23 protein-coding genes and 1 pseudogene are annotated in these 22,692 nt (G+C 45.4%); 13 read left to right on the top strand and 11 right to left on the bottom strand.

The genetic code is table 11. From position 1 onward, the window contains the following. The first annotated feature begins 15 nt into the window (after positions 1–15). The 4 genes from PGRAT_RS15325 (at position 16) to PGRAT_RS15310 (ending at position 4,334) form a co-directional block, all read left to right on the top strand. A complete protein-coding gene (locus tag PGRAT_RS15325; RefSeq protein WP_025703240.1) occupies positions 16–846 on the top strand; it encodes a phosphoenolpyruvate hydrolase family protein in 831 nt (276 codons plus the stop codon). A gap of 228 nt (positions 847–1,074) precedes the next feature. Continuing rightward, complete coding sequence (locus PGRAT_RS15320; RefSeq protein ID WP_025703241.1) at positions 1,075–1,263, top strand: hypothetical protein; 189 nt, start codon at positions 1,075–1,077, stop codon at positions 1,261–1,263. 360 nt (positions 1,264–1,623) lie between these two features. Beyond that, positions 1,624–3,486: a beta-L-arabinofuranosidase domain-containing protein gene (locus PGRAT_RS15315; RefSeq protein WP_025703242.1), complete on the top strand. Its 1,863-nt coding sequence runs from the start codon at positions 1,624–1,626 to the stop codon at positions 3,484–3,486. 401 nt (positions 3,487–3,887) lie between these two features. Then, the gene (locus tag PGRAT_RS15310; protein WP_025703243.1) at positions 3,888–4,334 is read left to right on the top strand and encodes a sugar phosphate isomerase/epimerase family protein; all 447 of its coding nucleotides are present in this window, start codon (positions 3,888–3,890) and stop codon (positions 4,332–4,334) included. Between the two features lie 462 nt (positions 4,335–4,796). Here PGRAT_RS15310 and PGRAT_RS15305 read toward each other — a convergent pair whose 3' ends face one another. The 6 genes from PGRAT_RS15305 to PGRAT_RS15280 form a co-directional block, all read right to left on the bottom strand. Next, complete coding sequence (locus PGRAT_RS15305; RefSeq protein ID WP_025703244.1) at positions 4,797–5,093, bottom strand: spore coat protein; 297 nt, start codon at positions 5,091–5,093, stop codon at positions 4,797–4,799. Positions 5,094–5,103: 10 nt separating this feature from the next. Then, positions 5,104–5,304 carry a hypothetical protein gene (locus PGRAT_RS15300; protein WP_025703245.1) on the bottom strand — a complete coding sequence of 67 codons (201 nt, stop codon included), beginning with the start codon at positions 5,302–5,304 and terminating at the stop codon, positions 5,104–5,106. 30 nt (positions 5,305–5,334) lie between these two features. Beyond that, entirely contained in the window at positions 5,335–6,471 is a 1,137-nt protein-coding gene (locus tag PGRAT_RS15295; protein WP_025703246.1) for a zinc-dependent alcohol dehydrogenase, read from the bottom strand. Further along, positions 6,468–6,854: a spore coat protein gene (locus PGRAT_RS15290; RefSeq protein WP_025703247.1), complete on the bottom strand. Its 387-nt coding sequence runs from the start codon at positions 6,852–6,854 to the stop codon at positions 6,468–6,470. The genes PGRAT_RS15295 and PGRAT_RS15290 overlap by 4 nt, the downstream gene beginning before the upstream one ends. A 12-nt stretch (positions 6,855–6,866) precedes the next feature. Then, the gene (locus PGRAT_RS15285; protein ID WP_025703248.1) at positions 6,867–7,109 is read right to left on the bottom strand and encodes a hypothetical protein; all 243 of its coding nucleotides are present in this window, start codon (positions 7,107–7,109) and stop codon (positions 6,867–6,869) included. Positions 7,110–7,464: 355 nt separating this feature from the next. Beyond that, the gene (locus tag PGRAT_RS15280) at positions 7,465–8,682 is read right to left on the bottom strand and encodes an NAD(P)/FAD-dependent oxidoreductase (protein WP_025703249.1); all 1,218 of its coding nucleotides are present in this window, start codon (positions 8,680–8,682) and stop codon (positions 7,465–7,467) included. Between the two features lie 271 nt (positions 8,683–8,953). Between PGRAT_RS15280 and PGRAT_RS15275 the strand changes: the two are divergent. The 4 genes and pseudogenes from PGRAT_RS15275 to PGRAT_RS15260 all read left to right on the top strand — a co-directional run. Next, positions 8,954–9,133 (top strand): annotated as a pseudogene (locus PGRAT_RS15275) (cyanophycinase); the annotation flags it as partial. A gap of 76 nt (positions 9,134–9,209) precedes the next feature. Further along, entirely contained in the window at positions 9,210–9,893 is a 684-nt protein-coding gene (locus tag PGRAT_RS15270; protein WP_025703251.1) for a response regulator transcription factor, read from the top strand. Then, positions 9,886–11,256: a sensor histidine kinase gene (locus PGRAT_RS15265; RefSeq protein ID WP_036702815.1), complete on the top strand. Its 1,371-nt coding sequence runs from the start codon at positions 9,886–9,888 to the stop codon at positions 11,254–11,256. Before PGRAT_RS15270 ends, PGRAT_RS15265 begins: the two co-directional genes overlap by 8 nt. 88 nt (positions 11,257–11,344) lie before the next feature. Further along, a complete protein-coding gene (locus tag PGRAT_RS15260; protein WP_025703253.1) occupies positions 11,345–12,712 on the top strand; it encodes a S41 family peptidase in 1,368 nt (455 codons plus the stop codon). A gap of 413 nt (positions 12,713–13,125) precedes the next feature. On the opposite strand, the gene PGRAT_RS15255 is transcribed toward PGRAT_RS15260, so the two are convergent. After that, positions 13,126–13,869 (bottom strand): suppressor of fused domain protein, encoded by a 744-nt coding sequence (locus PGRAT_RS15255; RefSeq protein WP_025703254.1) that lies wholly within the window; start codon positions 13,867–13,869, stop codon positions 13,126–13,128. Positions 13,870–14,311: 442 nt separating this feature from the next. Next, positions 14,312–14,995, bottom strand: coding sequence for a Crp/Fnr family transcriptional regulator (locus tag PGRAT_RS15250; protein ID WP_025703255.1), 684 nt, complete (start codon positions 14,993–14,995; stop codon positions 14,312–14,314). A gap of 112 nt (positions 14,996–15,107) precedes the next feature. On the opposite strand from PGRAT_RS15250, the gene PGRAT_RS15245 reads away from it, so the two are divergent. Both PGRAT_RS15245 and PGRAT_RS33255 read left to right on the top strand, forming a co-directional pair. Next, complete coding sequence (locus PGRAT_RS15245) at positions 15,108–15,785, top strand: lactate utilization protein (protein ID WP_025703256.1); 678 nt, start codon at positions 15,108–15,110, stop codon at positions 15,783–15,785. Between the two features lie 94 nt (positions 15,786–15,879). Continuing rightward, positions 15,880–16,224 (top strand): hypothetical protein, encoded by a 345-nt coding sequence (locus PGRAT_RS33255; protein WP_036702817.1) that lies wholly within the window; start codon positions 15,880–15,882, stop codon positions 16,222–16,224. A gap of 235 nt (positions 16,225–16,459) precedes the next feature. Here PGRAT_RS33255 and xerS read toward each other — a convergent pair whose 3' ends face one another. Both xerS and PGRAT_RS15230 read right to left on the bottom strand, forming a co-directional pair. Beyond that, entirely contained in the window at positions 16,460–17,530 is a 1,071-nt protein-coding gene (gene xerS, locus PGRAT_RS15235) for a tyrosine recombinase XerS (RefSeq protein WP_025703258.1), read from the bottom strand. A gap of 161 nt (positions 17,531–17,691) precedes the next feature. Further along, positions 17,692–18,354, bottom strand: coding sequence for a nitroreductase family protein (locus PGRAT_RS15230; protein ID WP_025703259.1), 663 nt, complete (start codon positions 18,352–18,354; stop codon positions 17,692–17,694). Between the two features lie 154 nt (positions 18,355–18,508). On the opposite strand from PGRAT_RS15230, the gene PGRAT_RS15225 reads away from it, so the two are divergent. Beyond that, the gene (locus tag PGRAT_RS15225; protein WP_025703260.1) at positions 18,509–19,099 is read left to right on the top strand and encodes a TetR/AcrR family transcriptional regulator; all 591 of its coding nucleotides are present in this window, start codon (positions 18,509–18,511) and stop codon (positions 19,097–19,099) included. 61 nt (positions 19,100–19,160) lie between these two features. Here PGRAT_RS15225 and PGRAT_RS15220 read toward each other — a convergent pair whose 3' ends face one another. After that, the gene (locus PGRAT_RS15220; protein WP_025703261.1) at positions 19,161–20,006 is read right to left on the bottom strand and encodes a helix-turn-helix domain-containing protein; all 846 of its coding nucleotides are present in this window, start codon (positions 20,004–20,006) and stop codon (positions 19,161–19,163) included. A 108-nt stretch (positions 20,007–20,114) separates the two neighbouring features. Between PGRAT_RS15220 and PGRAT_RS15215 the strand changes: the two genes are divergently transcribed. Both PGRAT_RS15215 and PGRAT_RS15210 read left to right on the top strand, forming a co-directional pair. After that, the gene (locus PGRAT_RS15215; RefSeq protein WP_025703262.1) at positions 20,115–21,263 is read left to right on the top strand and encodes an epoxide hydrolase family protein; all 1,149 of its coding nucleotides are present in this window, start codon (positions 20,115–20,117) and stop codon (positions 21,261–21,263) included. Between the two features lie 315 nt (positions 21,264–21,578). Further along, a complete protein-coding gene (locus tag PGRAT_RS15210) occupies positions 21,579–22,598 on the top strand; it encodes a GDP-mannose 4,6-dehydratase (RefSeq protein ID WP_025703263.1) in 1,020 nt (339 codons plus the stop codon). The last annotated feature ends 94 nt before the right edge of the window (positions 22,599–22,692 follow it).

The following is a 22,692-nucleotide window of genomic DNA, read 5'->3' as shown; positions in this document are numbered from 1 at the left end:
AAGGAGGATATAGTAATGAATAAGTTAACCAGATCAGAAATTATAGCCAAATTCAAGGCTGAGGTGAAGATGGGCAAGATTCTCCTCGGTGTCGGGGCAGGCACGGGGATTACGGCCAAGAGCAGTGAAGCGGGCGGAGCAGACATGTTGATTGTATACAATTCCGGCCGGTACAGAATGGCAGGCCGCGGTTCACTGGCGGGCTTGCTGTCCTATGGAGATGCCAATCAAATCGTAGTTGAGATGGGAGCCGAGGTACTGCCCGTCGTCAAGCACACGCCTGTTCTGGCAGGGGTATGCGGCACCGATCCTTTTCGAGTGATGGAGGTATATCTGAAGCAATTGAAGGAGCAGGGCTTCAGCGGTGTTCAGAACTTCCCTACAGTAGGCTTGATTGATGGAGTGTTTAGACAAAACCTGGAGGAGACCGGTATGGGGTACGATCTGGAGGTTGAAATGATCCGTACCGCCCATGAGCTGGATTTACTGACCACTCCGTATGTTTTTGATCCTGCGCAGGCGAAAGCCATGGCAGAGGCGGGAGCTGACATTTTGGTTGCCCATATGGGCTTGACGACCAAAGGAACGATTGGTGCAAAAACAGCGCTGACCTTGGACGACTGTGTAGAGCGAATCGAGGCGATTATTGAAGCAGGCCTTACTGTGAATCCGGATATCATGATTATTTGCCACGGTGGTCCCATCGCCGAGCCGGAGGATGCGGCTTATGTCATTAAGAGAGCGAAGGGCATCCATGGATTCTTCGGCGCGTCGAGCGTTGAGCGCTTTGCGGCGGAAAAGGGCATTACACAGCAGACCGAGTCTTTTAAAGCGATTCGAAAATAGGCATAGCCTGTTAACATGAAAGATATTGCCGCAGACATTGAAACTATAGTCTTGCACTAAAGTCCTTGATATTTAAGGGCTTTTTTAATGCTGCAACCAGATTGGCTTCAATGAAAACCGGAGCTGAAGCAGCAAATGAACAGAATTTCAGTATAAGAATCGTTCTGTTATGGGAAACTTCTGTAGTGCGGATAAACAACTTGATTCCATTTTTGGGAGGTTAACCTTATGACAAATCAGGATTCTCAGAAGCTTCTTAAGCAAAAACACGAGCTGGATGAGCACAAAAGACAGTTCACAAATTTTGCCCGGGGTGTTTGCGGCGATGGTGAGGTAGAAGCAGGCCAGGAATTCAGTAATGATCGAAAGCCTGACGATCAAAACCGTATGAAATCTGTTGAGAACAGACAGAATTGATCTTAGGAAATCTACAAGCAGAAACGGTACCGTCCTTTAATAAGGCGGTACCGTTAATCCATCAGATCCTTCAATTAATTCCATTTACCACCAATAACGCTAAACGCATAGGTTGCCGGGCATAATTGGTCAAAATTAGAGTCATATTTCATTGTTATTCTCCAAAAGTATATTTTTTATACTTAGTTAGAAAAAGAATAGTACTTGTTATAAAATATCTAAGTTTTATAATTCAGCAAAGCTTGCTTTAATAATCAGTATGAATCAACTTTGTATGCGTATTCATCATTGGATTACCGGACATGCTGCTTTATAATTTCATTGTAAAATCAAAGTCAATCGATTAAGGGGCTGCAGACGATGATAGAACTGAAAGGCAAACATGTCGTTCTTCATGATGGTGATTTGAAACGCAGGGAAGAAGCAAACAGACGGTATTTAATGAAACTGACGAATGATAATCTCCTGTTTAACTATAAAGTAGAAGCAGGAAGATATCATGGCAGAGATATTCCTCAGGATGCACATGGGGGATGGGAGACGCCAGTCTGTCAGATCCGGGGACACTTTCTTGGACATTGGCTGTCTGCTGCGGCTATGCGGTTTCATGAGACGGGTGATCTGGAACTCAAAATCAAAGCGGATCTCATATTAGACGAGCTCGCCGAATGCCAGGAAGATAACGGCGGACAATGGGCTGGGCCTATTCCAGAGAAATATTTACATTGGATCGCAAAAGGAAAAGGGATATGGGCTCCACAGTATAATATCCATAAGTTATTTATGGGACTTGTCGATATGTACCAATTTACCGGCAGCCAAAAGGCGCTCGAAGTAGCCGATCGTTTTGCAGACTGGTTCGTCGAATGGAGCAGCACCTTCTCAAGAGAGAAATTCGATGACATTCTGGACATGGAGACAGGCGGTATGCTTGAAGCTTGGGCGGACCTGCTCCATATTACAGGGAATGATAAATATACTGCCTTGCTGGAGCGTTATTATCGCAGCAGACTTTTTCACCCGTTACTGGAAAATAAAGACCCTCTGACCAACATGCATGCCAACACGACCATTCCTGAAGTACTCGGATGTGCCAGAGCTTACGAAGTAACCGGCGAACAAAGATGGATGGACATTGTCACTGCCTACTGGAAATGTGCTGTCACAGAGAGAGGGACGCTGGCAACTGGCGGAAATACTGCCGGTGAAGTGTGGATGCCGAAAATGAAGATCAAGGCACGACTTGGTGATAAGAATCAAGAGCATTGTACGGTTTATAACATGATTCGTCTGGCAGAGTTTCTCTTCCGGCATACATCAGATCCGGCATATGCACAGTATATCGAATATAATTTGTATAACGGTATTATGGCTCAAGCCTATTACCAGGAATATCACCTGACCGGCAATAAGCACGGTTATCCCGGATCAGGGCTGCTCACTTATTTCCTGCCGATGAAGGCAGGCCTCAGGAAGGATTGGAGTTCGGAGACCGATAGTTTCTTCTGCTGCCACGGAACTATGGTACAAGCAAATGCAGCATTAAACAGAGGCATTTATTATCAGGATCATAAGGATGTCTTTGTATGCCAGTATTTCCATTCTGAGCTGACAACAGAGATCAACGGAGAGAACGTCCGGATTCATCAAGCTCAGGATCATATGAGTGGAAGCATGCTGAACTCTTCGAATACTGCAGGACAGCAGGAATTGAATGAGATTACAGCGCTTCACGAGAATCTGCCTAATTATAAAAAGTATGATTTCGTAGTCCATACGGGCACATCTAATGAGTTTGCCATCCATTTCCGGATTCCGGACTGGATCATGTCGGAAGCCAGCATCTATGTGAACGATCAGTTTCATGGGAAATCTGCGGATAACCATACATTCTATAAAATATTGCGGAATTGGAAGGACGGCGATCGAATCAGTATCATTCTGCCTGTCGGCATCCGTTTTATTCCTCTGCCGGACGACGAACAGACAGGAGCGTTTCGTTTTGGTCCTGAGGTACTGGCTGGTATTTGTGAGAATGAGAGGATTCTCTTTACACCATTAGATGATGTTGCCTCTGAATTAATTATGGAAAATGAACGTGAGTGGGGCAGCTGGCGCTATTTCTTCAAGACCGCAAATCAGGACCCGGGAATTCAGCTGAGAAGAATTCGTGATATCGGCTATGAACCCTATCAAGTTTACTTCACGGTAAAAAAAGCTTAGGCACTTATTATTGGAATAACCACCTGCATGCAGTTCCTTGCAGGTGGTTATTTGATTTACTTAATCATAGCTTAAGAAAAAGAGAGCACGTTAAAGGAATGAAATCGTACGGTACCAATCCCATTTATATTGTGGACTTTCGGATGTTGGCCTTGACGCCGGTTTTGAAAGCGGTTATATGTTTTTGACAATACGTTATATAACGAAATACTAAAGGGGTGAATATATGAACTATCGATAGTGATCAGCACAATTAACGAAAAAGACGGATTTCCAAATTAGATGAATTAATATCTCTTATGAAGGAGTTGTTACGATGCCCGGTATACAGCGTCAGCAAGTTGCAGGAATGAATATTCACTGACTGCACAAGCGTCCGGCACAAGGCGGCGGCCCGCGGCTTGACGATCGGCGCGTTTACGCCGGAAGCACACGCAGCGGAACAGGAAGGTGTGGTGATCGCCATGGAGGCGCTGCGTCCGGAAGAATCGCAGATTGTGACCACGCTCGCTGATGCTAAAAGAATGCTGGATGAAATCGCTTCTCCGGCCTTCCGGTTGATGGTGGACACCACGGCGATGGGCATTGCCGGAGAGACGTTGGAGCAGTGGTTTGAGACGGCAGGCGAGTCGATCGTCCACCTCCATTTCATCGATGGGACACCTTACGGCCACCTGGCTTGGGGCGATGGAACCTTTCCGCTGGCGTCCATGATCCAAACGCTGAACGATTATGGGTATAAGGGGTTATTGGGACAGGAAATTACCGACTTCCGCTATTATGAGCACCCGGACGAAACCGATCGGCAGATTATGGAAGCGTTCGAGAAATATATCGGGAAGGATTGAAAGAAGAGGGTAGAAGTAGGCGGAACATTTCCCTTCGGGCTCTGTCTGATGAATATGCTACCCGGGCAGCAGGAGTTTTTTTACAAACTGGGGTTTTACAGGAGCATTCTGTAGGAAGATGGACAGGCAAGTGAGCAAACGATTCTGGTGAAAGTTTTGCAATTTATTCGCTTTGATCAGACACAGGAGCACCCTGTGTCTTTTTTTTCTTAAAGGCTAGGGTAACACCTGGATCATTAAACATATTTAGTGACATAAATATTATTATGTTAACTAAATTACCTGCTTACCGAAGCCCGTTAACCGATAGCCGCGCTGGAAAAGATCCGGGAGTTTAATTAGGGCTAGCCAAGTTATTCAATGATCAGCCAGCACATTCAAATTGGATAAAATAGTATATCGAGGAAAAACCCCAAGTCACTTTTGAATGACTTGGGGGCCAGAGGTCTGACTTGCTCGGTGTCAGGACGGAATGTTCATAGCGGTCTGAATATTTTTCAGATCGAGCTGAATTTGCTCTGGAATAGTGTAGGGATGGTATAGGCCACGCTGCATCATGTAGTTTGTTATCTGTTCATGGGAGTCTATGGCTTCGTCGAGCTGTTTCATCAAAATTTGCTTGATTTCGGGAGTGGCACATTCGGTTACGGCCATGGCGTAGTTTCTGACTCCGTTCTTGGCGTTCATCAAAAAATCCATTGCGATCACGTCGTCGGTCAGCGTATGAAGCCCTGTCAAGTGTTCTAATATTATGTTCATCTTTTCCCTCCTATAGGGTCACTTTAGACAGCAAACCACCGAGCTCCTGAAGCTGCTGCTGTGATAATTGCACGTCTTGCTGCAAAATTTGTATGAGCTCCGGGTCGGTTACCAGAGCTTGCATGGTTTTGGATTTGGTCATGCAAACGGTCTTGAACGCAGCGATTTCATGAACCTCCAGCATCTCATGCAAGGCGTAATTGGAATTCATTCAGATCGTCCTCCCTGTATCTATCCATATTCAAGGCTTTAAGACGACTTTGATGCAATCGTCTGTTTTCGTATCGAACACTTCATAGCCGCGTTTGGCCTCGCTGAGCGGAATGACGTGCGTAATAATGTCTCCAGGGTCCACTTTGCCCGAAGTAACCAATTCGTACATATACGGCATGTAGTGAATGACCGGAGCTTGTCCCGAACGGATATTCACGTTGCGCTGCATGATGTCGCCTAGCGGGAATCCGTTATAGCGTCCGCCGTATACCCCAGTGACTTGGATGGTCCCGCCTTTGCGGACAGCCTGAGACGCAATGATAAATGCACTCATGGTGCCGCCTTGCAGTTTCATACCGCTGGCTAGAAATTCGAGATCGCTCATCTTTCCGTCCATTCCTACCGCATCAATCACGACATCCGCGCCGCCTTTGGTCATTTCCTTGAGATTGTTGCCGATATTCTTATCCTGTTCAAAGTTTACGATTTCCACATTGTTCGTTCGCTTCGCATGCTGCAAGCGGTAATCGACATAGTCAACGGCGATGACCCGCTTTGCCCCCTTCAGCCAGCAGAATTTCTGGGCCAGAAGTCCGACCGGACCACAGCCGAGTACGATGACCGTATCTCCATTCTTTACACCTGCGTTATCTACGCTCCAGAATGCGGTCGTCATTGCATCGGCAATCAAGCTTAGCTTTTCGTCCGGTTGTTCGCAGTTTTCGGGAATCTTGAAGTGGGTAAAATTTGCGTACGGGACTCGTAAATACTCGGATTGCCCGCCAGGGTATCCGCCGGTCGTTCCGGAGTAGCCGAAATAGGCCCCGATATCCCCGTGTTCGTTTGACTTGTCACATTGGCTTTCCAGCTGATTTTTGCAAAAAAAGCATTCTCCGCATGCGATGTTGAACGGGATGATCACACGGTCGCCTTTCTTTACCTTTGTCACGCCGGGGCCTACTTCTTCTACGATCCCCATCGGTTCATGCCCGATGACATAATTCTCCTGAAGGTTAGGGATCATCCCGTGAATAAGGTGAAGGTCAGAACCGCAAATGGCGGTACTGGTGATTTTTACGATCATATCGTCCGGTTTCTCAATCTTCGGATCGGGTACCTCTTTGACCACGACATTTTTAATCCCTTGATAGGTTACCGCCTTCATGCATTATGACCTCCAATATGTTCATCTGGGGTCCGATCAAACATCCCTTTACGCGACGTATCATCCGGGAACAAATTCATCTGCCCGATCATCACCATATTTTTCGCCGAAAGCTGGTCGAGCTGGTACTGTTCGTTCAGCTCGTAAGGATGAAACCATTTTTTGCGAATCATGAGGTCCGTGATTTCTTGGTGCAAAGCAATCCCCTGCTTAAGATGATTACGCAGCAGCGCTTTTACATCAGGAGAAGCCGTTTCCGTCAGGGAGATAGACAAATTTCGCACTCCCTCCTTGGCACGAAGAAGGAAGTCCATTGCGAAAGTCATATCTGCCATTTCTGGCATATTTAATGAATTAATCGGGTCTTGATAATCAGTATTCATTTGCGTTCCCCTTTAATGTGTTATAGGTGTGGGGCTATTCGGAACAGGCGCTTGGAAAGGAGCTCTTGCGTAGATTGCTTGCAGCTCGGCGATCTGTTGTGTGGATTGAAGTACGTCTTTCTGCATTAACGCTTTTAGCTCTTGGTCAAAGACCAGGCCTTGCATAAGTTTTGACTTAGCGAGGCAGAGCGTTTTAAAGTTTAACGCTTCATGCAGTTCCATCGATTCGTGCGGCGCTAGCGTTGGCGTATTCATTGAGAATTTGACCCCTCCTTTTCATCAACGTTAGATTCCCCGACTCATCTGATTTTATACTAAAATGATTGCCGGAAATGTGGGGTCTGGATATTCCCAAAATTAATCCAGCCACCAAAAACTCAAGAAAACACGTCGGCGACCGCGCTTGATTTACCGCGTCATGATTCTGAAGTAGATCACACTGAACAATCGAGTTATAAACAGCTGCCAGTGCTAAAAAGGCAAACAACAAGCTACCGATAATTCGGAAGCTTGCTGTTTTAATGACCGGGGTTTCTTTGACAATCTGACAACTCACTGGGGTTGTTTTTTTATACCAAGAACGATAAGCGGACAAGTCTGATCATCCATCTTACCGGTGAACAAGGGGGCTGCTCTGCAGGTAGAGGTCCAAATCGGGGCTGGATCCATTTAGTATCATGTCCGAAACAACTTTGGCCAGAACACCATTATATACAGTTCCGTTATCCCCGTAAGCCATAAGGATATAACAATGCGGATAGCTTTCATATTGGCCGATGACAGGCAAGCCATCATGTGTTCCGCCATAAAAGGCTCCGAAATAGTATTCCGGCTGAGCCGGTATATCCGGAAAGAGCGTTTTAAAGGCTTCAAGAAGTTTGTCCCTGCTTGCAGGGATTTTAGAATCCCTTGTTGCGGCGAAGGAGGTCTCCTTATCCATTCCTCCAATAATGACCCGGTCATCAGGGGTAGTACGCATATAAACATAAGGGCGTGCGGTCTCCCATATTAATGTTCTTTTAGGCCAGCTTGAGAGGTCGGCGACCGGCTTGGTAATGACTGCATAGGAACTGGCCAGTGTAGCATTTTTTTCGGTTTTAAAGTCGCTGTCTTCATAACCGGCTGCAATAATGACGTGTCTGGCCCGGATTTCGCGGTGTTCCTTGGTGTAAAACAGGGCATACTCCTGTTCGAAGCGTCTTCCTGTTATTTCCGTATCCTCATAAATCTTTCCTCCCTGTGACTTAACCTTCTCAAGAAGCCCGTAAACAAATTTAAGCGGGTTCATCTCAGCATCATCATAATAGTAAAGCGCTGCTTCTTTCTGAAAAGGATAGAGGCCGGATATACGCTGCGCATCCAACAGATCAACTTTGAACCCGTGCTTCTGAAGGAGAACGTGTTCTTCGGTCAAGGCAGAGACATCTTCCTTGCAGCTTGCATAATACAGGCTGTCCCGTCTTATGAAATCCGGATCAATGGGTAACTGCAGGCTTACCCGCTCTATGTCGTTAATGGACTGCTCACATAGTTTAAGATGACGAGCGGCGACCTCTTCGCCAAAAGAGTGGCTCAGCGATACAAAGCTTTTTTCTCCCGCATATTGAATTAATGCTGTATTAGTGCTGGTGCTGCCTTCTCCAGCTTTTCTTTTGTCCACCACAACGACGGACATCCCCTGTTCACTGAGGATACTTGCGCATTGGGCACCGGAGCTGCCCGCACCAATAATCAATACATCGCAAGCTATATCCTCTTCCAGCTTAGGATAAGAAGGAGGATTAACCACCGTAGTGGGCCAGTACAATTTACCACTTTGCAGATCCATTTCAGCCTCTCCTTATTAATATTTCAACGCTTAGTATGGACACATTACTGCGACTCGATGCAGAACATCTGAGAATCAGTAAATTTATTTAACATTATCAAGTACCAGGTTATGGTAATATGAAATTTATGAAAGTGTACAAGCGAATAAATGTAAATAGTACATATGGAGGTAATTAAATTTGAAAACTCATTACTATTTCAGTTGGTTTAATGAATTTTTTCCAGAGAAGCTGGTCCATTGTTTGCATGAGGATATAAAAGACAGAAAATCGCAACGCGACTACGCGGCGTTTGTTCAAGGCTACCTGTTTCCCTTGTCTGAAGAGATTGATGTTTTTGCGGCAGAACAGGAGAGCGCTATACGTGTAAAGGACGGCAAAGTAGACATAATGGGGCCTGTATACTTAATTTCCCACTCCAAGATTCAGAAATTAGTTGAGACGCTCTAACTAGGGTGAAAGGGAGGGGGCTTTGAATTAGATGCTTTTCTCATGGCAGGGAAATTTAGTACGAGGTGAATGAACATTGCCGACAATTATGGTAGTGGATGACGACGTCTTTGTCTGCGAACTGGTAGGACTGTTATTAAGAGACGAAGGTATGGATGTCGTAGAGAAAACGAATGGACTCGAAGCCTGGGATTATTACTTGCATCATTCCGTCGATTTAATCATTTTGGATATTATGATGCCCGGCATGGACGGTTGGGAGCTGTGCAGAAAGCTGAGGGAGGCCGGGGACAAGCCGATGCTGATGGTCACGGCCAAGAAGGAATCGCTGGACAAAGTCAAAGGCTTTCGATTGGGGACGGACGATTATTTGACCAAACCTTTTGATCCGATGGAGATGGTCATGCGGGTCAAGGCGCTGCTCAAAAGGTATCGGATCGCTACCTCCCATATCGTGAAGCTCGGTCGAGTCATTCTCGATAAAACGAGCTACCAGGTTCACTTTTCCGATACGGACGAGGAATGGGCTCTTCCTTTAAAAGAATTTGAGCTGCTTTACAAACTGGCCAGTTATCCCGGGCAAATTTTTACGCGCGACATGCTGATCCGCGACATCTGGGGTTACGCGTACAATGGGGATGAACGCACCGTGGACACGCATGTCAAACGTCTGCGCGATAAGTTTGAGCAGTATGCCAAAGATTTCCGCATCGTAACGATGCGCGGTATGGGCTACCGTCTGGAGGCGTATCATGATTAAATCGCTTTATGCCCGCGTCGTGTTCACGTTTCTGGGGGTCGTCATAGTCAGCCTGCTCTCGGTTTTATTCGTTCAAAGCTATTTCTACAATGGCCATATCGAAGCGATCGTGGAAGAGAAGATGATTGGCAATGCGCAAATGATCATTCAATTATATAAGAAATTGGCTCCGAAGGATGCGAAAGCTTTCGTGGAAGTAAGCAATTCTATGCCTTTTTATAAGGTGCGGTTTTATGACAGCTCGGGAACGCTGCTGAACCCGGGGAGCGCTGCTCCAGACCGGCAGAAGGATCAACCGTATCTGCAGCAAGTGCTCAAGCAGAACAAAATTTATCGCAACGGGGCCAGCGAGGATGATGAGATTACGGTTGGCCTGCCTTTTGAGCTGAACGGTTCGCCGCACGTCTTGTTGGTTACGACCCAGACCAGTTTTGTCCTCGACGAAATCGATTCCTTGACCCGGTATCAGCAGCTGTTTACTCTCGGTTTGGGAAGTATTCTGGTGTTGATCGCTGCGCGGTATATGGTCAGGCCCCTGCAGAAGCTGACGCATGCAACGCAAAGAATGGCCAGGGGCGATTTTAACGTTGGCCTGTCTACTAAACGTCGCGACGAAATTGGACAGCTCACCCTAAGCTTTAACGCGATGGCGGCTGAAGTGGGAAGGCTGGATATGCTCCGTCGGCGGTTTGTTTCCGATGTATCCCACGAAATCCAATCTCCTCTAACGTCGATCAAAGGATATACCCGTGTGCTGAAGATCAAGTCCGTGGACGAGAAAACCCGTATGCAGATGCTGAATATTATCGATGAGGAGAGCGACAGGCTGTCCCGGCTGTGCGACGATCTGCTGGAATTGACCAGTCTGGAGCACGAGCATGCAAAGCCTGCTCCGCAAAAGTTTCGTCTAGACGAGCAACTGCGCAAAGCTGTCATTCGCCTGGAACCGCAATGGTCTGCCAGCAATCTGGATATGCAGCTAATGCTGGAATCGATAACCATTGTGGCGGATGAAGACAGGATGAATCAGGTGTGGAACAACTTGCTTGGCAATTGCATCAAATTTACCGCCGATCATGGAAAGATAATGGTGGAGTCCTTCAAGAAAGGCGAAAGCGCAGTCGTCCGAATGACGGACAATGGAATCGGCATACCTGAGGAGGAAATCAGCCAAATTTTCAAACCGTTCTACAAAGTGGATAAAGCGAGAAACCGCAATGTTAGCGGCAACGGAATCGGTCTTTCCATCGTGAAGCGGATTGTCGATCTTCATCATGGAAAAATCGAAGTGTCCAGCAGATTGGGGAAAGGAACCTCCTTCTCGATCATACTTCCCCTCGAAGATACAAAGCCCGAATTGTAATCCTCCGTTCAAACTGAGGACAAATTCGGGTATTATACTATCCTCGAAAAGCCAATTTTATATTTTTTGATCAGAAGGAGGACCAAAAATGAAAGTATTGATTGCCATCTTGACCCTCCTGACATTCAGCATGTCGGGAACCTATGTCCAGGCGAAGGAGAACCGGAAGCAGCCGCCCCCCGCAACCGCAGCCACCGAGCGCCAGCTTTGGCAATCGAAAGGGTATGGCCATATACTCGAAATAGAAGGCCAATCCGTTAAGGTCTACAGCTACACCAAGGACAGCTTGGTACCGTTCGGGAAAGGAAATATCGAGAACAACGGCGACATTTATATTAATGAAATTTACGACAACACCAAATCCCTGGAGCAATCTAATACCCCGCGCTTTCCGATGGGCCGCTTCGTTAACGGCAGCTTGACCGATGGCTTGGGGTACGTGCAGCATCTCAAACGGATCGATAATCTTCCCAAGGTGAAGTATAACGGATTCAGCAATGATCCGGTGCAAAATTTTGAAGTATTCTGGCAATCCTTTGAAGAGAATTTCAGTTTCTTTCCGCTCGTCAAAGTGAATTGGAAAGAGGTGTACAAAGAGTATCGGCCCAAAGTTGGCGCCGATACCTCCGAGAAGGAACTGGAAGACATTTTGACGCAAATGTTCCAAAAGCTGAACGACGGACACAGCGTCATATTCGGTAAAAAGGGTATGATCTTCTCCAAGACCAAAGTTGAGCGAGAGGAGTTTTTCGAAGCCAATTCGAAGTCGATGCAACGAAACGTCGAAGACGGATATATGAAAGGGGCGGTAAAGAGCAAGCTCGACGGGCGCATTGTTTATGGCCAAACGAAAAGCGGCGGCGCTTACATCAAGCTGATTGGTTTTGACGAGTCCGATCCTCAGAAAATTGACCAAGCGCTGGCGGAAATGGTGCAGGATCTGGCGAACTGCCGCAACTTTATGATCGATATGCGCTTTAATGAGGGGGGCGAGGACTTCTTCGGGTTGAAAATAGCCGGGTTGTTTGCCGAGAAACGCAAGCTGGCGTATGCCAAACAGGTCCGAACAGGCGGATACGAGCAATTCTCCAAGCCTACGCAGGTATATATCGAACCGGGAGCAAAGCAGTTTTCAGCTGACAATATTGTGGTGCTGACCAGTCCGCTAACGGTAAGCGCCGGCGAGACAGGGACGATGGCCTTAAAAGCATTGGACAAAGTAACGGTTATCGGGGAAAAGACGTGCGGATACTTTTCGGACATGCTACTTAGACTGTTGCCGAACAAACAGTTATTCTCCCTGAGCAACGAACGCTATACATCGCCTGACTGCACTAATTACGAGCAGCGCGGCCTGCCGCCGGACGAAAAGATCATGATCAAGCAAGCCGATATTGATGCCGGCAAGGACCCGGTGATGAACCGAGCTTTGGAATTGCTTAAAAAGAAGCCATAAGGGATATCCCTTTCACTCATCGGGACTCCTCCAATGGGATAAAACACAAGCCCCTGGCAAATGTAAATGCCGGGGGTTTTTTGGCGTTCATTCCGCGGGGTAAAATCACAAGCCGTAATCTCAAAGATTACCAAGCGCGTAGAAGAGCTGATCAAAGGAGTTAGTGAGCAAGGGTAGAAGTCGAATATCTTTAGAGGAGAGATACTTTTCAGTCACTGAGTAACGGAAATCGAAAAGGGGCGGTTTCTTATGAACAGAGCATTGCCGGAAGTCCAAATTTGCCGCAGTGACTGCTCTGCTACACTAGAGCTACACGTGGGATTTACATTCTAATAAAAAGGCTGAACTCTAAGTCATATCCATTACTTAGGCTCAGCCTTTTAAAGCTGTTTCAAACCCGTTAATCCGGGCAGTTATTTACAAGTGTTGGGTCTATTCGGATTCAGAACGAGGAAATCCCCGGGCAGCTTGGACAGCTTGGCAACCAGTTCATCCATACCGGACTCCAGTTTGAATTCCATTTCCTCCCGGTAAAGCGGAACCAGGAAATAAACCTGAACCTGATTGCCATCTTTCGTATGGACTGTGCTAACCTCTTCCGGCAGAGCAAACAGGATCGCGCCGGACAGCTCAGTGTTAGGCGCATATGGCTCGTAATCCTCCGTGTTGGGGATGGTATGGCCGTATCCAAGCCACGTCTGATACATATGCGGGAACCGGGCAAGCATCTTCATCAGCCGGATCGGCCAGTAGTTCTCCTCCGCTTCAAAATCCTTCTGCGTAAGCGGCCAGTCCGCCGGCAAAAACATCATCAGCTCCGAGCGTTCAAGATGCTTGTACTCTTTACGGATCTCCTGTGGGAGTGTCATCGGCAGATCGCTCATCCCATTGGTGTACAGCACTCGGTATGGCTCATCAGGTGTAGCTTCCATAATGTTCACATCAATATGTACGATGTCTGAAATCAGTTCATGGAACACGCCGGTTTCTCGGTTTTGAAAGACTTTATTAAAATGTTCGTTTAATTCTTCCATGTACAAAATTTCGGAGAGAGGCGTAACCTGCCGCTCATCCGGAGCGTCATAGCCGTAAATTGTGGTACCGTCTTCCGATTTGCCCATTTCATTGCCGCCAAACAGTTTTTTGAAAAAGTTCATGTCTTTGCGCTCCTCTGTGCGGGTTTTGAATTTACGTGCGAAATGAAGGATGCTGCGATTAAATTCCTGATTCTAGAAGGTTTGAAACCTCACTTGGAAGTATAACAAAAGGCATAGCCCCGGAGCGATGGGTCTATCGATTCGAATTACCTGGGGTATCCATGCAAAAATGGGGTATCCCGACTTGAGCAGGAGGCCGTAAATCTCGATTGCGCGTGAACGGGGGGTCTTTAGGTCCACAACTGCAGGCTTATGCGGCCGATGAATCTCCTTTGCATCCAACTGCGCAAAGCATCCATTGACGGATGAAGCTGCTCCGAAGAGAAGAATGGCTGATGCTCCGGACGGTGTGGAATTACTCATAGGATTGGAGAATTGATCGGGGTTGTTGTGCTAAAAATATAGTCGTTATGTCGGTGGACAGGAACGCCCTGCTTGCCGGTTAGTGAAAATCTTTTTCTACTGCTTTTTGCAATAGCTTAAATTCGTTTCTATAAAAGTCAATCAAGCCGTCCCGCTTCATCCATGCAAGCTCTCTGGATAAAGCACTTCTATCTACATCTAAATACTCGGCCATCGCTTCTCTATCAAAAGGAATAGTAAAAGTTTCTGTTCCAGTTTCACGCATAACTCTTGTTAAATAAGTTAAGACCTTATCCCGAATAGTAGGCATAATCAGACAATCATTTCGGTCATGCAGTTCTAACGCTCGTTCTGCGATACTATCAAAAAGATTGCCAAGTAATTGTTCGTGTCCCATACATAACTTCGTACAACGGCTCAATATGCTTTTGATAGGAATAAACAGAACTTCAAGTGGTTCTATTGCCTGTACTGACATAGGGCATCTTCTTCCACGGCTAGCCGCTGTTAAAACTGCGGTATATCCACCCGGATAATGGAGGGATACAATAATTTGTTTTCCCGTGACGCTCAATTTCGTACTTTGAGCGCTCCCCTGCAATATGATGCCGACATCATCCACTAAATCGCCCTCACGGACAACCATCTCATCTTTTGCATATTCTTTCCGTGTGGCTGACAGACATTTAAGCATTTGGGAAATATCATTTGGGGAAATCCCCGAAAATAAACGTGATTGACATAGGGAATCTAAGTTGTTCATGAGAGGCTCCTCGTTGCATGTGCAACATATTTTTTCTTTTTACTATACTATATTAATCATAAATACAAAAGAAGTTAGTCACCTTTTCTAACGTCAGAATGGAGGGAAAACAATGCAAGGGAAAGAAAATTCAATAAAAGCGAGAAATAGACTTTTAGCCTCAAAGGTTATTAAAAATCTGCAAAGCAGAAAGTTTGAGGCTTATTACTGTGATAACGCCATAGAAGCTGTAGAAAAGGCACTATCATTTATTCCGGAACATTCTTCGGTATCATGGGGTGGGTCAGTCACGCTTGAGGAAATCGGGCTTCTTAATCGAGTACGTCAAGGCAGCTATATGATCACTGATCGTGATAAAGCGCAAACCATGGAGGAACGTTATGACCTTATGCGCCAATCTCTTTTGTGCGACACCTATTTAACGAGCTTTAACGCCGTTAGCGAAGATGGCATATTGGTCAATATAGATAGTGTGGGCAATCGAACAGCGGCGATTACCTTTGGACCGAAAAGTGTTATTGCTATCGTTGGGATAAATAAGGTTTGCAAGACCGCTGAAGACGCAGTTATAAGAGCCAGAACATATGCGGCCCCCATTAATGTATACCGCTGTTCGTGTTCGTCCAGCCCATTTTTACATTCGCCGCAAAAAACGCCCTGCCTGATCAATGGTGCTTGCGGAGATTGTAAAACAGATGATTGTATCTGTTCTTACATCGTCCAAACAAGAATGTGTAAACCGGCGGGGAGAATAAAGGTTATCCTCGTTGGTGAATCTTTGGGATTTTGAATAAGGATTATAGTTTATTAGCTGCCAAACGGCATATAAAACCACTCCGCGCTTGATGGCTCCCTCCGCGATTTCGCTTGGGGTCCAGTGGGATATGGCTGTGAAGGGTAGTGATGAATTGGGACGCCGGAAGGACGCGGTGTCACATGGACGGGACGGTGATGTATCGGGAGAGCAACAGCTACAATGTCCGGGGCCTGCTCAGCGGCAAGACAGTGCAGCGGGGCAGAACATGAAAAGCTACCAGTACGGCTATGACGGCAACGGACAGGTCCTGGAGCTGGTGAATACGGATGCTGCAGGCACTCCGCGGACCGAACGCGGAAGCCGGAGTGGAGTTGAATCAATTCCAGGATATGTAAAATGGATATTCAGTAGGGGCGGAGGAGTGCAGGCAATGAAATTGCCCGCTGCGGGGATTGCATCACCCACAGTATAGTGGCTTGGAGGATCTGAACCCGTCATGGGAGCGCACACCAAAATATCCGGCCAGGTATGCGGGCAATGGCGGTGATTACGAGTTGGTGCTAAATCATGGTGATGGTATGATTGATATGATGTAAAGAGCCGCGAGCAATGAAACCAAGTTCGAAGGAATTAAATGCTTTATAGACATATGTACAAAATACGGGTTTTGTGAGGAAGTATTGGAAAAACCGCGAAGCACCGCGGGTTTATCGATCCATGTTATTTACAGCATTACGCATCTCTTCGTCTGTTAAGTGTGTATAAATCATTGTTGTTTGAATAGATGAATGCCCTAATTGATTTTTCAATCTCGGTACATCGTTGTTTTCCAAATGGTATCGCGTTGCAAATGAGTGTCTAAGCGAATGTACCGTTAATGAAGGTTTCCCAAAGGCAGCAGCGTACTTTTCAATCAGTTTTTCAATTGATCGTCCCGTCAAACGCCGGCTTTTACCTTTACGGCCTACTGGAGCTGCAATGAATAAATAGTTCTCGTGTTTTTCTGGTGTATATCTTGATTCTCTGATCTGCAGATAACTTTCCAGATCCATTAGGGCTTGTTTGCTAAAGTACACGTATTGTTCTTTATCACCTTTGCGTATTACTCGTACCAATGCTTTATTCATATCGAGGTCATCCATATTAATACCTGCAACCTCTGACAATCTGAGTCCTGAGCCTAAGATCAGCGAAATGATTGCCGTATCACGCTCACGATTAAACTGATGGAATGTAAAAATCCGCTTGTTATCTTTATACATTTCGCCAAAATCATACGCTACGAATTGCCTGAATAATTCAAAATCGTCTTCTCTGAGGATTTTCCCTTCAATACGATTTGCAATGGTTTCCTGGCTTTCTTTTACGGCATTCAAATCCATTTTGGCCATAACATTTCGTTGAATATAAGGCTTCAGGTCGCTGGTTTCAGCCTTATTCTGAAGGTAATCAAACAAGGATTTCAGCGAGGACAATTTACGATTGATCGTAAGCTTCTTGTTCCCGAGTTGATAATCCAGGAATGACAAGAAATTTTCCACTTCTCGGATGGTTAATCGCTCCAGCGTTTCTAAGGTTATTTCTTTCCGGGTTGACGAAGTTAGATTCTCAGCAATAAGCCAATCAAAAAAGATGATGTAATCATGGCAATAATTAAGAAGTGTCGTTGGAGATAATTTGCGTTTTTTGCTATCTATATATTCTGTTACATACCAAGGTAAACCGGACAGCTTCTCATCAATTCGTTGCATGTAGTGCAATTTCATCTGGTTATCCATATATGTATGAACCTCCGTGAATCCAATATATCTCATTGTTATTTATTCGTCAAATTATTATTTTACGTAATTAATACACCTTGTTAGAATCTGAGGTGCAGAACCTGTAAAAGACCTTAGCTCGCCTTTGTTTATGCGGCGCCAAGGTCTTTTTCATTTTGTTATTCCTCAGGCATCTCGTTAAAGAAAGCTACATCATCGACTGCCAGCCTCACTGTCGGATGACCGGATTTCATCGCCTTGCCGATGGCAATCAGCATAATCGGAACGTAGCGTTCTGATATACGGAAAGCTTCCATGAACTTTTGTTTGTCGTAGCCTCCCATCGGTACCGTGTCGTACCCTTTAGCGCGGGCGACAAGCATAAGTTGCATCGATACTAGTCCGCCGTCGGTATAAACTTTTTGGTGGATGGCCTCGGAAGACATGTTCGAATACATGACGGTATAGCGTTCCACGAACGATTTAGCCGTCTCTGTAGGCATGAAATCCGCATCGACCTCCATTCCGTAAATTTTCTCTGCCCATTTATAACACTCTAAATCTCCGAGTACCGCAATGACAGCCGAAGCCTCAACCACTTGCTGTTGATTGAATGCGATCGGAAGCAGCTTCTGTTTCAGCTCCGGCGTGTCGATAACGAGAAACCGCCACGGCTGCAGGTTAGCGGCTGAAGGTGCCAGCGTGGCTTGCCGCAACATTTCGGTCAATTCTTCCCGCGAAATTTTGATCTGGGGATCATAGCTGCGAACCGACCGGCGTTCTAGAATAACATCGAAAAAAAATTGGTGCTCCGTCGTTGTCGATGGTTGTGAAACCGACATGGCCCTCTCCTCCTTTGGGAAGTTGTTTGAACAACACCTGCTGTATTTGTATGTTATAATAACAACCGATTGATTCACAATCATCAATAACCATAAGCCGTTGGATAGACAACACCATCTCTATAATGTCTTTTTTGTTGAGGAGATCCTAACTATGACAATTAAAAAGAATGAAGCTGATCCTCGTGTGATTCGTACACGGCGGCTCCTTCAAGACGCTTTTGCTGTATTAATTCAAGAAAAAGATTTTGAATCGATAACCGTTAGGGATATTGCGGAGCGGGCTACTGTTAACAGGACGACTTTCTACGCGCACTTTGTAGATAAATTCGAAATGCTTGAGGTCAAACTAATGGAATCATTTATGACAATCATAAATCGTAGAATAAGCGGTCACGAAGTATTAAATGAAGAAACCATTCAGAGTATTTTTCTGGGTGTATGCGATTTTCATAAGGGTCTAAGCACGATGTGCAAGAGAAGGTATACATCACTTGGACCTGTATTCGAAAATCAAATAAAAGAACAAATTCAAACGATACTTCTTGCCTTTATAGACAAAGACAAGATGCAATCGGGTCCAAACGCGCAATTCTTAATAAATACAGCTTCTATTATGTTAAGTTGGGGGATGTACGGGGCGGCTTACGTTTGGAACAATGAGGGGTGTCTAATAAGTGCGGAGTCATTCGTTAAACAGACTATGCCCTTATTGATGAACGGAGCCAATGAACTGCTGGGATAAGTTCTGTCGCTAACGATTAAGCCACCGCATAGGGCGGGCAGTGTTCAATAATAGAATTATATTAGATACTGACACTGGCCAACTTACGGGAAGCAGTCCGATAGGTCGTCGGTGACATCCCTTTTTTGGCGGTAAACTGTTTGATAAAGTAGGTATCATACTCAAATCCGGTAGCGCGTGCAATTTCATTGAGGCTCATATCTGTATGCACCAACAGGTCACCTGCAACTTTTAAACGATGTGAAAGCAGGTAACCAATCGCTGTATTCCCGCACCTTTCCTGAAACTTCTTATTTAAAGTCACACGGTTCAAATGGCCGCATTTTGTCAAATCCTCCAATGAAATCTTTTGCGGATAATTAGTGTGAATATAGTCCAGCACTACATCGACCGGCGAGTGTTCGCTAGTCCGATTCAATTCCTCCAATAACCCAAAAATTTGAATAAGGTACTTTTTTATTCTGCACACCCAAAGCGCATCACTTTGCGCCTTCACTTCCATACCCAGTATGAAAAACCATTCGAGCAATAGCGGATATGCTTTTTCTGTTACACGAGGTACTTCATTATTTTGAAAAAGGGAAAGTCCTGTTTGGATTCTAGGCTGTGCAGGAAAATAATCCTTCGTTTCGGAAAGCTTAACGCTATTAAGAAATTCGGAATGAAAATGAAAGGATTGTGCCGATACGTTAATCTTTTCAACCACCTGCACTTGAGCGTCTTCAGCTATGCAAAGGACACCAGGAGCACTAACAGAGATTGGACGTTGATTCAGTACCCCCTTTATACTTCCAGACGTTATAAAAATCAGCGTAAACCGTTCTGGATATGGAAGAATACTAAAATCCTCCACTGCTGCAAATTCTATATTCACGGTTCGTTTTTTGTGCCGGTCTGCTTGTGGCATAAGGATCACCTGTCAAATAGTATAGTTGATTGCTTCACTTAATTCAGTGTAACATACAAGTTCAATGTATATAATAATGTTGTGAAAACAAAAAAAGGGGGAACCATGATGGCTGCCGAACCGTTTCATATTCATGTCTCCAATGAGATTCTTGACGATCTGCAATATAAGCTGCATCATATCCGTTGGCCCGATGAACTGGAAAACTCAGGCTGGGACAGAGGAACTGATCTAAGTTATTTAAAATCACTTGTTTCCTATTGGAGGGATCATTACGACTGGCGCGCCCAAGAATCTATGCTGAACCGTTTTTCCCAGTTTCGTTCCAATATTGACGGGATAGATGTACACTTCGTACACGAGCGCGGCAAAGGACCTAACCCTCTCCCCATTATCCTTACCCATGGATGGCCAGACAGTTACCTTCGTTATCAAAAAATAATTCCTCTTCTTTCAGACCCTGCTAGTTATGGAGGTAATCCGGAGGACGCCTTTGACGTCATTGTCCCTTCCCTGCCGGGATTCGGGTTTTCCGGTCACCCTAACCGGCCGGGCGTCAACAATTTTTTTGTCTCCCAGATGTGGGCTAAACTGATGACACAGGAATTGGGATATTCAAAATTTGCCGCTGCAGGCGGTGATATAGGCTCCGGTGTTACGAGATATCTGGCAGTAAACCGTCCTGAACTTTTATTTGGAATCCATCTAACTGATGTTGGTATTATAAGAAGTCTCATAACTTTAGAGGACGAGTCGGAATGTACGGATGAAGAACGGCAATATAAGAACAACGCTTCTGAATGGATCTCCCATGAGGGCGGCTATATGGCCATCCAATCGACAAAACCCCAGACTCTTGCTTATGGACTTTCCGATTCTCCGGTAGGTTTGGCAGCCTGGATCATCGAGAAATTCCGCACCTGGAGCGATTATAAGGGTGACCTCAGCCAGAAATATAGCAAGGACGAGCTGTTGACTCATATTATGATCTACTGGGTGACTAACACCATAGGATCATCAGCACATATGTATTATGAAAATACGCATTCCTTGCCGCCATTGGGCCGCATAGAAGTTCCAACAGGAATAGCCGTATTTCCCGGGGATGTATTACAGCCTCCTAAATCCTGGGTTGTGCGCAATCTGAATGTAACACGTTGGACCACCATGCCCGCCGGCGGGCATTTTACTGCTATGGAAGAACCGGAACCGCTGGCCAACGACATTCGTGCATTCTACAGACCTTTTAGAAAATAACCCCCCAAGCTTGCGGAGATCCGGAGCAATCGGCCGGAATTGTCCTGCCAGTCGATCTATAACCGGTCCCCTCATCCCCAAAAAGCCGCCTGCATGGCGGTTTTTTTGTAGGGATAGTTACAGACTCATTAATTTTTCTTTGTCCATTTGGGCTTTGAGGGTAGACTCAAAATAGCAGCAAGTACTTTTTTGAGATAAAAGCAATAGGAGAGAATAAAAATATATTGTAATTATGTTGTGAGTGGTATATCATCGGCAAAAATGGATATTTGTCCCTTTCCCGTCTTAACCATAACACTTAAGGAGGTTTTAACAATGAAACGCTCTTTATCGGATTGCCGCGCTTTAGTTACAGGAGCTTCCGGATTTGTAGGTGCCTGGTTAACTCATCATCTAATTGAACAAGGTGCTGAAGTAACCTCTGTCTTGAGCGAGTTCAACCCGCGGAGCCAGTTTGCAAAACTGGGATTGGACAAAGAGATTCGATGCTATTATGGTTCGATTGCCGATTACAATTTGATTGAGCGTGCAATTACAGACGGGAAAATCAACACTATCTTTCACCTCGCTGCTGTTTCCCTTCAAGATTTGGCCTACCAGATCCCCTGGCAAACTTTTGAAACGAATGTAAAAGGTACATATAATCTAATGGAAGTTTGCCGTGTTCACCAAGACCAGATATCAAAAATAATAGTCGCATCCAGTGACAAGGTTTACGGTGACAGTCCCGACCTCCCTTATGATGAAGGTATGCCCATTCAAGGCAGAAACCCCTATGATGCATCAAAGTCCTGTTCCGATCTTATTTCACAGAGTTATAGACACAGCTTTAATTTGCCTATAGTGATAGGCCGTTTCGGCAATATTTTTGGGGGAGGTGACTTGAATTTTCGCCGGTTAATTCCAGGGACCATACAGCGGTTGTATGCAAATCTTCCGCCAATTATTAGAATCCCTTCAAACGGGATATACATGAGAGATTTCTTATATATTCAAGACTTAATGGCTGCCTATATGGCTATGTACCATTATGTAAATGATGAGGCGAATGGTACTGTTTTTAATTTTGGAACAGGCAAGTTGTGGGACATCAAAAAAGTCACTGAAATCATTCAACGTGTCATGAACCTTGAACATATTGAACCGCTTTACGAACATCAAAAAAATAGTGAGATCCTGCACCAACACCTTTCTCCGGAAAAAGCAAAATCTATCCTCAATTGGTCTGCCGATACTTCTCTCGAAGAAGGAATCAGAAAAACGGTGGAGTGGTATCACAATTATTGGAATTCCGATTCCAAAAATGCTGCGTTAGGACTGATAACCCATGAGTAAAACTGTTGTGATTTCAGGTATAGTTTGAACCTATTTATGAAAGCGCATTAAAAATTAAACAATCGAATTCGAATAGATAGTATAGAATTGGTTT

It is taken from the genome of Paenibacillus graminis (genome assembly GCF_000758705.1).
In the GTDB taxonomy this organism is placed as follows: domain Bacteria; phylum Bacillota; class Bacilli; order Paenibacillales; family Paenibacillaceae; genus Paenibacillus_AQ; species Paenibacillus_AQ graminis.
This window is presented reverse-complemented; position numbering and strand designations above follow the sequence as displayed.

Bases quoted from the DNA above. Each gene is read 5' to 3' on its own strand.
- PGRAT_RS15325 (WP_025703240.1), top strand. From the start codon at position 16: ATGAATAAGTTAACCAGATCAGAAATTATAGCCAAATTCAAGGCTGAG.
- PGRAT_RS15320 (WP_025703241.1), top strand. From the start codon at position 1,075: ATGACAAATCAGGATTCTCAGAAGCTTCTTAAGCAAAAACACGAGCTG.
- PGRAT_RS15315 (WP_025703242.1), top strand. From the start codon at position 1,624: ATGATAGAACTGAAAGGCAAACATGTCGTTCTTCATGATGGTGATTTG.
- PGRAT_RS15305 (WP_025703244.1), bottom strand. From the start codon at position 5,093: ATGAACATAATATTAGAACACTTGACAGGGCTTCATACGCTGACCGAC.
- PGRAT_RS15300 (WP_025703245.1), bottom strand. From the start codon at position 5,304: ATGAATTCCAATTACGCCTTGCATGAGATGCTGGAGGTTCATGAAATC.
- PGRAT_RS15295 (WP_025703246.1), bottom strand. From the start codon at position 6,471: ATGAAGGCGGTAACCTATCAAGGGATTAAAAATGTCGTGGTCAAAGAG.
- PGRAT_RS15290 (WP_025703247.1), bottom strand. From the start codon at position 6,854: ATGAATACTGATTATCAAGACCCGATTAATTCATTAAATATGCCAGAA.
- PGRAT_RS15285 (WP_025703248.1), bottom strand. From the start codon at position 7,109: ATGAATACGCCAACGCTAGCGCCGCACGAATCGATGGAACTGCATGAA.
- PGRAT_RS15280 (WP_025703249.1), bottom strand. From the start codon at position 8,682: ATGGATCTGCAAAGTGGTAAATTGTACTGGCCCACTACGGTGGTTAAT.
- PGRAT_RS15265 (WP_036702815.1), top strand. From the start codon at position 9,886: ATGATTAAATCGCTTTATGCCCGCGTCGTGTTCACGTTTCTGGGGGTC.
- PGRAT_RS15260 (WP_025703253.1), top strand. From the start codon at position 11,345: ATGAAAGTATTGATTGCCATCTTGACCCTCCTGACATTCAGCATGTCG.
- PGRAT_RS15255 (WP_025703254.1), bottom strand. From the start codon at position 13,869: ATGAACTTTTTCAAAAAACTGTTTGGCGGCAATGAAATGGGCAAATCG.
- PGRAT_RS15250 (WP_025703255.1), bottom strand. From the start codon at position 14,995: ATGAACAACTTAGATTCCCTATGTCAATCACGTTTATTTTCGGGGATT.
- PGRAT_RS15245 (WP_025703256.1), top strand. From the start codon at position 15,108: ATGCAAGGGAAAGAAAATTCAATAAAAGCGAGAAATAGACTTTTAGCC.
- PGRAT_RS33255 (WP_036702817.1), top strand. From the start codon at position 15,880: ATGGCTGTGAAGGGTAGTGATGAATTGGGACGCCGGAAGGACGCGGTG.
- xerS (WP_025703258.1), bottom strand. From the start codon at position 17,530: ATGGATAACCAGATGAAATTGCACTACATGCAACGAATTGATGAGAAG.
- PGRAT_RS15230 (WP_025703259.1), bottom strand. From the start codon at position 18,354: ATGTCGGTTTCACAACCATCGACAACGACGGAGCACCAATTTTTTTTC.
- PGRAT_RS15225 (WP_025703260.1), top strand. From the start codon at position 18,509: ATGACAATTAAAAAGAATGAAGCTGATCCTCGTGTGATTCGTACACGG.
- PGRAT_RS15220 (WP_025703261.1), bottom strand. From the start codon at position 20,006: ATGCCACAAGCAGACCGGCACAAAAAACGAACCGTGAATATAGAATTT.
- PGRAT_RS15215 (WP_025703262.1), top strand. From the start codon at position 20,115: ATGGCTGCCGAACCGTTTCATATTCATGTCTCCAATGAGATTCTTGAC.
- PGRAT_RS15210 (WP_025703263.1), top strand. From the start codon at position 21,579: ATGAAACGCTCTTTATCGGATTGCCGCGCTTTAGTTACAGGAGCTTCC.